At 44.6% G+C, this 11,947-nt stretch carries 8 protein-coding genes; all 8 read right to left on the bottom strand.

Annotated elements, in window-relative coordinates; genetic code table 11:
- Positions 1-303 precede the first annotated feature (303 nt).
- The 8 genes from RDS42_RS07130 to clpB all read right to left on the bottom strand — a co-directional run bounded on the left by RDS42_RS07130 (position 304) and on the right by clpB (position 11,705).
- Complete coding sequence (locus tag RDS42_RS07130) at positions 304-1,383, bottom strand: PsbP-related protein (RefSeq protein WP_308783027.1); 1,080 nt, start codon at positions 1,381-1,383, stop codon at positions 304-306.
- A 203-nt stretch (positions 1,384-1,586) separates the two neighbouring features.
- Positions 1,587-3,641 (bottom strand): UvrD-helicase domain-containing protein, encoded by a 2,055-nt coding sequence (locus RDS42_RS07135; RefSeq protein ID WP_308783028.1) that lies wholly within the window; start codon positions 3,639-3,641, stop codon positions 1,587-1,589.
- A 4-nt stretch (positions 3,642-3,645) separates the two neighbouring features.
- Positions 3,646-3,966 (bottom strand): putative heavy metal-binding protein, encoded by a 321-nt coding sequence (locus tag RDS42_RS07140; protein ID WP_308783029.1) that lies wholly within the window; start codon positions 3,964-3,966, stop codon positions 3,646-3,648.
- A 180-nt stretch (positions 3,967-4,146) separates the two neighbouring features.
- A complete protein-coding gene (locus RDS42_RS07145) occupies positions 4,147-6,006 on the bottom strand; it encodes an ABC transporter ATP-binding protein (protein ID WP_308783030.1) in 1,860 nt (619 codons plus the stop codon).
- Positions 5,999-8,167, bottom strand: a complete 2,169-nt coding sequence (locus RDS42_RS07150) for an ABC transporter ATP-binding protein (protein WP_308783031.1) — start codon at positions 8,165-8,167, stop codon at positions 5,999-6,001. The genes RDS42_RS07145 and RDS42_RS07150 overlap by 8 nt, the downstream gene beginning before the upstream one ends.
- Positions 8,164-8,652, bottom strand: coding sequence for a MarR family transcriptional regulator (locus RDS42_RS07155; protein ID WP_308783032.1), 489 nt, complete (start codon positions 8,650-8,652; stop codon positions 8,164-8,166). The genes RDS42_RS07150 and RDS42_RS07155 overlap by 4 nt, the downstream gene beginning before the upstream one ends.
- 288 nt (positions 8,653-8,940) lie before the next feature.
- Complete coding sequence (locus tag RDS42_RS07160) at positions 8,941-9,114, bottom strand: DUF4250 domain-containing protein (protein WP_308783033.1); 174 nt, start codon at positions 9,112-9,114, stop codon at positions 8,941-8,943.
- Complete coding sequence (gene clpB, locus RDS42_RS07165) at positions 9,111-11,705, bottom strand: ATP-dependent chaperone ClpB (RefSeq protein ID WP_022066610.1); 2,595 nt, start codon at positions 11,703-11,705, stop codon at positions 9,111-9,113. The genes RDS42_RS07160 and clpB overlap by 4 nt, the downstream gene beginning before the upstream one ends.
- Between the last annotated feature and the right edge of the window lie 242 nt (positions 11,706-11,947).

Here is an 11,947-nt window from a genome sequence, read left to right on the forward strand (position 1 = left end):
CTTTTATGCTGTAGTTTCTTACTGATTTTCTACTACGAATTTTACTACAGTTTTTACTACAAAGCCGCGGAAAACAGGGGTAAACAGAGGATAACAGAGGACAACGGAACATTTGCAGAATATAGAGAAAAAGCCCAGAAACGCTTTGTTTCCGGGCTTTTAAAATGGCTATATTACATTATCCATGAACATATCATAAACCTGCGCAAATTTTCCGTATGCTTCCACTGTCCCTCTCCTTATAAAAAGGCAGATGATCTCTCACCTGCCTTTACTGTCTGCTATATGATACTTCTGCCGTAGTTACTGAACAGGCATATAGTATACGTCTGCAGCTTCTCCGTGCCAGTAATAATCGGTTCCGTCCTCTGCGTAAACATCCTCGTCGTTTACAAAGTTGTAGGTATTACCGTCAAAGTCCACCCAGCTTCCGTTTCCATCCGGCTGGATTACGATCGGATGTCCGTCAGAGTTTCTGTAAATAGTTCTTGTTGAATCTGTATTGCTGAGCTGCTCCTCTGTAAATCCACCTGAGCTGGTAGTTCCGGAGGAAGTGCTTCCCTCAGATTCTGTATTGGTTCCTGCTGAATCTGATGTTCCTGCATCCGTTCCTGACGCAGTGTCTGTTCCGGCGTTTTCTGCTGCCGGTGCATTTGTGCCGGCATTATTGGCTGCAGCATCTGCTCCATCCGTTCCAGTTGTAGTTCCTGCTGCCGGTGCTGTTCCCGGAGCCGCTTCTTTCAAAGTAGAGTTTCCAAGAATCTTAAAGGAATCCACTGCACTTTTCACAGAAGCAAGAGCCGCTTCATTTTTCACAGATGCCTCAATTGTATAATATTCACTGGCATTGGCAAATACCTTATGAACCACATAAAGAGCTCCGTCACTTTTTTCTGTATTTATCATTTTTGTCACATAGCTGTAAACACCGATACCGTTTACATCTTCTGCTTTATAATCCTGGATCTCAAAGTCTGTTCCCTGAACTTTATCGCCGTCTGCCTGCTCCAGAGAAACCGCCATATCCTGAGTGCTTGGGATTACGGTTGCTGCCATAGTCTCCTCTCCCTGGCCATGAAGAATCAGGATATTTCCGTTTTCCGGTGATTCAAAACTAATAGTACCTGACTCATCTGTCTTATTTGCCCAGGTAGCATCCGGGAGATTAATAGAAACAGATTTGTCCGCTGATGTATAAGTGGTGTTCTGTACATTAGGAGCGATGGTCGGTGTCGCAGTCGGTGCCTTGGTCACTTCCGGTGCAGGTGTTACGCTGACAACCTTCTGCTCTTCCGGTTCGTCGCCGCCAAAGCCGCAGCCTGCCATAAAAACAGATGCAGTTACTGTAAGTGCCAGAACAGCAAGTAATTTTTTATTCTTCATGATATCCTCCTTAAATACGAATCATAATTGAAGCCTTTGTACCATATTTTACAATTTTATTACATGCCTGTCAATAAATTTTCCATGCCGCAATGTGAAAATCCTATGAAAAAAATATAAACTCCTGTCATATTTTCGGTTTGAAATTCTGTCGTCTGCCGTCTCCTGACAGCAATTTCTGCCTTCTGTACAGGCTGTTCCCATTAACAGATTCTGTACATAAACAACTCATGAAGCGCCCTTGTGGCAGTGATGTATTCCGCCTGCGTCTTTAGGGAACTCTGGTCTTTTTCGCTAAACACACCATAAACTCTGTCGAATTCCAGTCCCTTTGCAAGGTAAAAGGTAGTAACTGTCAGTCCCTTCTGGAATTTGCCGCTGTTTCTGTTAAGATAGAACAGCCTGTCTGTTTTTTCAGGAGCCAGATCTTCCAAACGATCCATCAGATATATCGAAGCTTTCTCTGCCTCTTTTTCTGTCATCAGGATCACTGCCGCAGTTTCCAGACGATCCTCCGCCTGCAGCCATCCTTCCAGAACAGCATCCAGCGCTTTCTCCTGAGATATAAAATTTTCCTCCCGAACCGGTTCTCCATGACGTTCAAACAGTTCCATATCTGTAATCCCGGCCAGTCGGTTGGCATATTCCGCGATTTCCACCGTATTCCGGTAGCTTCTGTTCATATAGATTTTACGGATATTTCTCCCGAAAATCTTCGGCAGGAATTTCATCACATCCTGCTGTTCCTCCTCCATGGTCTGAGCTTTATCTCCCAGGATCGTCATCCTGCATGGAAAAAGCTTCTGCAAAAGAAGATACTGAATCCAGGAATAATCCTGCATCTCATCTACTACCAGATGACGGATCTCGCTGTGCGTCCGGCACCGGATCAGGTGATGTTTCAAATAAAGAAGCGGGTAGACATCCTCATATTTAAGAGCACGTTTTTCTACAGGACGTTTCGGCAAAGGCCGGTAGCCCTCTCTGTCCAGAAAACGGCTGTACAGAACATAGCAGTCTCTGGTGCTGTACATTTTCATAAATTTATCTGTGAGTTCCTCTCTTTCCTCTTCAGAAAGATCTCTGTCACGTAGTGTTTCCACCTGATCGATAAAATATTCCGCAATGGCTTCCATTCTGGATAAAAGGGGAATGTCGGGAAATCTGTCATAAAACAGCCGGATGATCTCAGATTCCGTCATTACACAGCCTTTGTACTCCACCTCCCGGAAATTCATCAGCTCATCCTCCAGTTCCAGCATAAACCCGTCCAGGCGGGAGGCAAACTCCGGCGACTGTTTTTCCCTGTACTGTTTCCAGGTGGAAGGATTCTGCACCGCTTTCTCAATCTGATCATACTTATCCTCACAGTCTGCAGCGATATCCTGAAGATCTCTGTAAGCAAAAAGATCAAAGCTCATTTCCCGGATATTTTCTTCTCCAAGCTCAGGCAGGATATGGGAAATATAATCGGCAAACACACTGTTTGGCGAAAGGATCAGAATATTAGAAGATTTCAGATTCTTCCTGTCATGATAAAGAAGATATGCGATCCTGTGCAGAGCCACAGATGTCTTTCCGCTTCCGGCAGTTCCCTGAATTGCCATGATCCGGTCTTCGGTATTTCGGATAATCGCATTCTGCTCCTTCTGTATGGTGCGGATGATATTTTTCAGCTGCACCTCTCCACAGCTTCCAAGTTCTGCTTTCAGGATGTCATCATCAATCTTGATATCACTTTCAAATTCATAGATCATTTCTCCCCGGCGAATCTTATACTGCCACTTGGAGCAGATTTCTCCGGCAAGCGTTCCCATCGGTGCTTCATAAGATGCCGGTCCTTTATCGTAATCATAAAACAGCCCGCTGACAGGCGCTCTCCAGTCATTGACCAGAGGACGTCCTCCTGCCTGTTCCGCCAGGTTCCCGATCCCGATATAAAACTGTTCCGGCTCTTCATCTCCTTCGTAAATAAAATCCACTTTTCCAAAAAAGGGAGAATCCATCATATTTCGGAATCTTTTACGCAAAAGGAGCTGCTCCTGGTTTGCATTTACCTGAGCCAGAAGGGCCTGCCTGTTATCAAATTCCTCATATCCGTACTGGTCCATCTCTGTATAATTTTCCCAGTAGTATTCATGCATGTCTTCGATCTCTCTGGTACCTGCTTCAATAGAAGCATTTACCTCCTCCAGTCTTTTTCGGAGGCAGGAGATCACCTGATCCAGATATTCCCGTCCTGTCTTTTCTGCAGGCATAAGATTATGAGACCACAACAGCTGTACCGCTGACAGTTACCATGATCATTCCATTATCAGTTCCCAGAACTTCATAGTCTACATCCACACCGATCACTGCATTAGCGCCCCGGCCTGCTGCCCTTTCTTCCATTTCACGGATAGCCTCTTCCCTGGCATTCTGAAGTTCTTCCTCATAGCCGGCCGATCTTCCGCCAAAAAAGTTTCTGACTCCTGCGGTAAAATCTCTCAGCACATTTACACCGCTGACAACTTCACCAAACACGATTCCTTTATATTCTACAATTCTTTTTCCTTCTATTGCATTAGTTGTAGTTACGATCATGTTAAATCCTCCTTTATTCTGGATTTTTTCGTAGTATCATTTTTATCATACACGTTGCTCCGGATCCGACTGTAATATGCAATCCCCAGAAGAATTCATTTACAGTCTTTTCATGCAGGTATCTTTCATTATATCTAAAAGAACAGCCGATGACAAGAGTTCTGTCACCGGCTGTTCTTTTCAGGAACACATCTGATCTTTTCTTCCATTTTCAAACTGACTATTATACAACTCGGCATAAAATCCGCCTTTTTCCAGAAGCTCCTTGTGATTTCCCTGCTCAATGATATCTCCGTCTTTCATTACAAGGATAAGATCTGCATCCTTAATGGTAGAAAGGCGATGAGCGATCACAAAGCTGGTTCTTCCTTTCATCAGATTATTCATTGCTTTCTGGATCTGCATTTCCGTTCGGGTGTCTACCGAAGAGGTTGCCTCGTCCAGAATCAGGATCTTATTGTCTGCCAGAATGGCTCTGGCAATGGTAAGAAGCTGTTTCTGCCCCTGGGAGATATTACTGTTCTCTTCATCCAGCACCATCTGATAGCCTCCGGGCTGCTGCATAATAAAATTATGGATATGAGCCGCCTTAGCCGCTGCAATAACCTCCTCATCTGTGGCATCCAGTCTTCCATAGCGTATATTCTCCATAATTGTTCCGGAAAACAGCCAGGTATCCTGAAGTACCATGCCAAACATTTCCCGAAGTTCACTTCTGTTAAAGTCTCTGATATCGTGACCATCCACCCGGATCTGTCCGCTGTTTACATCATAGAATCTCATAAGCAGTTTCACCATTGTAGTCTTTCCTGCACCTGTAGGTCCTACAATGGCAATCTTCTGACCGTCCTTAACCTTGGCAGAAAAATCATGGATAATGATCTTCTCCGGATCATATCCAAAAGACACATGATCAAACTGTACCTCACCGGAAAGTTTCTCAACAGAAACAGGATGTTCCGCTTTCTGTACCTCTTCCGGCTCATCCAGAAACTCAAACACTCTCTCGGAAGCTGCTGCAGACGACTGCAGAAGGTTCGTTACCTGGGCGATTTGCTGGATCGGCTGGGTAAAGTTTCGGATATACTGGAAGAAAGACTGGATATCTCCTACCTCAATACTTCCCTTAATGGTAAATACACCTCCCAGAAAAGCTACCATCACATACCCCAGATTGCCTACAAACTGCATGACAGGCATCATCATTCCGGAAAAGAACTGAGATTTCCATGCAGATTCATAAAGTTTTTTGTTATCTTCTTCAAATTCCCTTACTGCATCCTGTTCCTTACTGAACACCTTGACTACATTATGTCCGCCATAATTTTCCTCGATCTGCCCGTTTACTTTTCCAAGATAGCTCTGCTGATCCCGGAAATATTTCTGAGAATGCTTCATCACAAAATTGATGATCAGCATAGAAACCGGAAGAATCAGCAAGGCTGCAGCAGTCATCCAGACATTAATGGAAAGCATCATAAACAGTACACCGACCAGTGTTGTTACAGAAGTGATCAGCTGCGTCATACTCTGATTCAAGCTCATCTGAAGGGTATCTACATCATTTGTTACCCGTGAAAGGATTTCTCCGTTTGTTCTGCTCTCAAAATAGTTCATCGGCAGCCGGTTTATCTTCTTGGAAATATCCTTTCTCAGATTATAAGTCACATCATTCGATATTCCAGTCATGACAAATCCCTGTATAAATGAGAAGCAGGAACTTACCAGATAAAGTGTCATAACACTTAAAAGGATCATCCCTATTTTTTCAAAATCAATGCCGCCTGTGCCGTTCACCTTTGCCACAAGACCCGAAAACAGCTCTGTAGTGGCTTTTCCAAGGATCTTAGGTCCCCAGATATTAAAGATCGTACCTGCTACTGCAAAAAAGAACATCAGAATAAATCGGAATTTATACCGTCCCATATAACGGAGGATTCTTGCCATGGAGCCTTTAAAGTCCTTGGCTTTTTCTCCTCCATGCATTCCTCTTCCATGGCCCATGGGGCCTCCCATATGACCTCTTCTATTTTCACTCATTTGCCAGTTCCTCCTCTGATAACTGTGACATGGCGATCTGACGATATACCTCACAGTTTTTCATCAGTTCACTGTGAGTTCCAAGACCTGCCATTCTTCCCTCATCCAGTACAAGGATCTGATCTGCTCCCAGAATAGTACTGATACGCTGGGCTACAATAATCGTTGTCGCATTTCCAGTATGCTCCTTCAATGCCTGTCTCAGAGCTTTATCTGTCTTAAAATCAAGGGCCGAAAAGCTGTCGTCAAAGATAAATATCTCCGGATCTCTTGCAATGGCTCTGGCAATGGAAAGTCGCTGCTTCTGTCCACCGGACACGTTCGTACCGCCCTGAGATACAGGAGAATCATAACCATGTGGCTTTTCCTCAATAAAATCCTGTGCCTGCGCAACTGCTGCGGCCTGTTTTACCTGATCCCGGGAGATATCTGTCTTTCCATACCGGATATTGGAATCAATAGTTCCAGAAAAAAGTACACCTTTCTGCGGAACATAGCCCAGACGGTCTCTCAGATCCTTTTGTGCCATATCCCGGACATCTGTGCCATCTACCTTTACCTGTCCCTCTGTTGCATCATAAAATCTGGGGATCAGATTGATCAGGGTACTTTTTCCGCTTCCGGTACTTCCTATCACAGCAAGGGTCTGTCCTTTCCTGAGCTTAAAGCTGATATCCGTCAGTACGTTTTCTCCTGCATCCGGATAGGCAAAGGATACATGATCAAATTCTACCGTTCCCGTCTCTTCTGCAGACGGATGAACCGGATTCTGAGGATCTTCCAGAGAATTCTCTGTTTCCAGAATCTCCACAATACGAAGTGCTGCCACATTTGCTCTTGGAAGCATAATAGACATTGCAGTGATCATCAGGAAAGCCATGATGATCTGCATTGCATACTGAATAAATGCCATCATATCTCCCACCTGCATATTACCGGCATCTACTGCGTGAGAACCATTATATACAATCAGGACAGAAATTCCATTCATGATCAGCATCATGGACGGCATCATAAAGGTCATACACCTGTTTACAAACAGATTTGTCTTTGTCAGAATGCGGTTTGCATCCTCAAAACGCTCTTCCTCATGTTTTTCCCGGCTGAACGCACGGATTACAGGAATTCCTGTAAGTATTTCACGGGTAACCAGATTCAGTCTGTCGATCAGCACCTGAAGCTTTGTAAACTTCGGCATGGCAATGGAAAAAAGAAGACCGATCAAAACAAGGATCAGCACCACTCCCACACCAAGGATCCAGGTCATAGAAGAATCGGTATCCAAAACCCGGAGAACACCTCCGATACCAATGATCGGTGCATACAGTACGATACGGAACATCATAGCCATTGTCTGCTGGACCTGCTGCACATCGTTGGTGCTTCTTGTGATCAGAGACGCTGTAGAAAATTTATTATATTCATTGCTGGAAAATCCAATGACCTTCCGGTAAACATCTCCTCTGATATCATGTCCAAGACTGGCAGCAACCTTTGCGGAAAGAAATACAACAGAGATGGACGCTGCCATGATCAAAAGCGCCATGAGGATCATCTTAAAACCTGCTTCCCCAATATATCTCATCTGTATCTCATCAATGTCCTCTCCCATAGCTTCATATTCCATCTGCACATAGGAAACTGCCGCCTGTGTAATGATCGAATCCGGCATTTCTGCAAATTTCTCTCCCATAGCTTCCGTCATCTGAGCTCTTGCCTCTTCCGGCATAGCCGCAATAGCCTGAACCGGATCGGTTCCTTCAGGAATGTGCATTTCTGCCAGCATTTTTTCTGATTCCTCACCGCCGGCAGTAAGGCCCATAAGGATTAGCATAGGTTTTCCAAAACTCTCATTCAGTTTCTCTCGAGTTTCTTTGTCCACATCTTTACGGAGGGTACAGATGTCTCCCTCCTCTTTATAGGCATTCTCTGTCTCAGAAGCCTCATCCTCACTCATAAACAGCTTCAAATGATCCATAGAGGATTTCCGCAGTTTCCCGGGTACGCCGTCTTCAATGCCTTTCTGCTGGATTCCCACATTTACGATCCTGGAAGTGTAATCCGGCAGTGACAGATCACAATATGCCTGCAGAAACAGCAAGGCAAAGATCAGCACCACATATCCGATGGATCTTTTCAGATATTTCATTAATTTGATCAATTGTCAGCCTCTCCTTTTTCCATAATTTCCCCTTGGGTATCCTCCGGGATATTATAAATATTTTCTATGATCTGCTCCATAAACCGACGGAACAGACATTTTTCCGTATCAGTAAACCCTTTCTGCACATAGGTTTCATTTTTTTCTACCTGTCTAGCAACAAGTTTCTTCATTTCCTGTCCCTTTTCTGTTAGAAAAACTCTTGTTACTCTCTGGTCTTCCTGATCGTGCTTCCGGCCGATAATACCGGATTTTTCCATACGCTGCACCATGACATTTACTGTCGGCGGCTTCACCTGAAGCTCCTCCGCAATCTCCTTCTGGCTCATATCCTCATGCTGAGATAAAAGCATGATAAACGGAATCTGCCCCGGATGGATTCCCAGCACAGACATCTGATGAAAACATTTTGATGCATAAGCCCGATTCAGCTGTACAAATAAATCCTGGAATCCAGTTTCCTCTGGTTCTTTTACCGTTTTCATTTTCTACCTCCCATCTTTAATTAGTCGGCTAATTTTATATGATACTCATTTGCACAAAAAATGCAAGTGGTTTTTGTGCACTTTACACTTTTTTCATCTTTTAAACACATTATTTTCACAAATTAATCATTAGTCATGTAATTATATTTCGCCTGCATCCGGCCGTATCCCCGCGTATAGTTTTTAATTTAGCAGGAAGCCTGGTGCAGGATGCACTGCATTCCTGCTAACAGCCGTAAAAAGCCGGAGAAACCAGCCCTGTACACAGGGTGTTTCTCCGGCTTTTTCTTATATAAACTGGTTTGTCGCCTCATCATATTCATAATCGATCGACTTCAGCTTTTCTACCAGTTCATTTTTCTTAAGACCTCTGCAGGTACAGAGCGCTTCCAGGGAATCATAATAATCCCGAAGCTGCGTGTTCACATAACTCAGTAAAATTACCGGGTCCTTGGGTATCATCTGTTTCCGTCCTTTACATTGATAATAAACTGGCCGTCCCTTACATCCAATTCCAGCGTATCTCCTGCATGAACATCACCGGAAAGAATCTTTTTCGCAGCAAGTGTTTCCACATAATTCTGCAGATAACGCTTCAGAGGACGGGCTCCATACACAGGATCATAGCCGTTTTCCACAACCTGCGCTTTTGCCGCCTCTGTCAGAGTCAGGGAAAGCTCCTGATCAGACAGACGCCTGTCAAGCTCTGCCACCATCAGGTCTACTATGTTACCAATATTATTTTTTGTCAAGGGTTTGAACAAAATTATTTCATCCAGACGATTCAGGAACTCCGGTCGGAAATGACCTCTCAAATCATTCATGACCATATCCTGAGCTTCCTGTTTTATATCTCCCTTTTCATCAATGCCGTCCAGAAGATAGGGTGAACCTATATTGGATGTCATGATCAGAATGGTGTTCTTGAAATCCACAGTCCTTCCCTGAGAATCCGTGATACGTCCGTCATCCAACACCTGAAGAAGTACATTAAACACGTCCGGATGAGCCTTTTCAATCTCATCAAACAGCACAACGCTGTACGGCTTTCTTCTGACAGCCTCTGTCAGCTGACCGCCTTCCTCATAGCCCACATATCCCGGAGGCGCTCCGATCAGACGGGATACAGAATATTTCTCCATATATTCACTCATGTCAATGCGGACCATATTCTGTTCATCATCAAAAAGCGTTGCTGCCAGTGTTTTTGCCAGCTCCGTTTTACCTACGCCGGTAGGTCCCAGGAACAGAAAAGAACCAATAGGCTTGGTTGGATCCTTGATTCCGGCCTTTGACCGCAGAATGGCGTCTGTCACAAGGCGCACACCCTCATCCTGGCCAATCACCCGTTTATGAAGCTCATCTTCAAGACTCAGAAGTTTTGTCCTCTCGCCCTCAGTCAGACGGGTAACAGGGATTCCTGTCCATCTGGAAATGATCTTTGCGATCTCATCATCTGTCACAGCCTCATGCACCAGTCGGTTGTCACTTTCCTTTGTATTGCGTTCCTCGATCTCAAGCTGCTGCTGAAGTCTTGGAAGCTCTCCATACTGAAGCTCTGCAGCCTTTTCCAGGTCATAGCTCTGCTTTGCCTTCTGTATCTGCTTATTCACATCCTCGATCTGCTCACGAAGCTTCTGAAGCTTTTCTACAGAATGCTTTTCATTGTCCCACTGAGCCTTCTGAGTATTAAATTCATCCCGAAGATCAGCAAGCTCCTTCTGAAGGTCTGCAAGACGCTCCTTACTTAAATTATCTGTTTCTTTTTTAAGGGCAGACTCTTCAATCTCCATCTGCATGATCTTACGTCTCTGCTCGTCAAGCTCGGTAGGCATGGAATCCAGCTCCGTCTTGATCAGCGCGCAGGCCTCATCCACAAGGTCAATGGCCTTGTCCGGAAGAAAACGGTCTGTAATATATCTGTGCGAAAGTGTTGCTGCCGCCACAAGAGCACTGTCTGTGATCTTTACTCCGTGAAATACCTCATAACGCTCCTTCAGTCCACGAAGAATGGAAATGGTATCCTCCACAGTAGGCTCATCAACCATAACCGGCTGGAAACGACGTTCCAGAGCAGCATCCTTTTCAATATACTGACGATACTCGTCCAGGGTGGTTGCTCCGATACAGTGAAGTTCCCCTCTTGCAAGCATTGGCTTCAACATATTTCCCGCATCCATGGCGCCGTCTGTTTTTCCTGCTCCGACGATCAGATGAAGCTCGTCAATAAAGAGAATAATGTTTCCCTCGCTTTTTTTCACTTCCTCCAGAACTGCCTTCAGACGTTCCTCAAACTCGCCTCTGTACTTGGCTCCTGCTACAAGCGCCCCCATGTCCAGAGCAAAAATCTTTTTGTTTTTCAGTCCTTCAGGAACGTCTCCGGCAACGATTCTCTGAGCCAGTCCTTCAATGGCTGCTGTTTTACCGACGCCCGGCTCACCGATCAGAACCGGATTGTTCTTTGTCTTACGGGAAAGAATCCTGACAATGTTGCGAATCTCCGCATCACGGCCAATTACCGGGTCCAGCTTCTGGTTGCGGGCTTTTTCCACCAGATCCTCTCCATATTTATTAAGAGTATCATAGGTTGCTTCCGGGTTGTCGCTGACTACCCTCTGATTTCCCCTTACTGTGGAAAGCGCCTGAAGGAAGCGTTCTCTGGTGATTCCAAATTCATCAAAAATCTTCTTCATGCTGGGGCTCGGCTGCTTCAGAAGAGACAGAAACAGATGCTCTACAGAAACGTACTCGTCTCCCATAGCTCTTGCTTCGTCTTCTGCGCTGACAAGAGATTTATTCAGGTACTGTCCGAACCTGAGATCTCCGCCGCTTACCTTTACCCTGGCATCCAGGGCTTTTTTTACTGTATTAACAAAATATTCCTTATTGATCTCCATCTTATCAATAAGCTTGAGAATCAGGCTGTCCTCCTGACTGAGAAGAGCATACAGAAGATGCTCCTGCTCCACTTCCTGATTGCCGTATTCATAGGCAACCTTTTCCAGATCCTGAACAGCCTGTATGGATTTCTGTGTAAATTTACTGATATTCATAGGCTCTCCTCCTCTATCTGCAAATAAAAATATAACTGGTTACTTCTGGTTTTTGCCACCGTAACATTGTTGTCTTGTTCTAGTTCTTGTATAACATATCACGTTTTGTTAGCAGAGTCAAGAGGTGAGTGCTAATTTTTTTTGATTTTTTTTGCAAACCTTTTAAAATCAATGGTTTGCAGTATCCTATTTCTTTTGAAATTGTGATTTTTTCTGTTTTGACACCAATTTGACACCAATTT

The sequence above is a fragment of the uncultured Blautia sp. genome, assembly GCF_902497045.1.
Classification (GTDB): domain Bacteria; phylum Bacillota; class Clostridia; order Lachnospirales; family Lachnospiraceae; genus Blautia_A.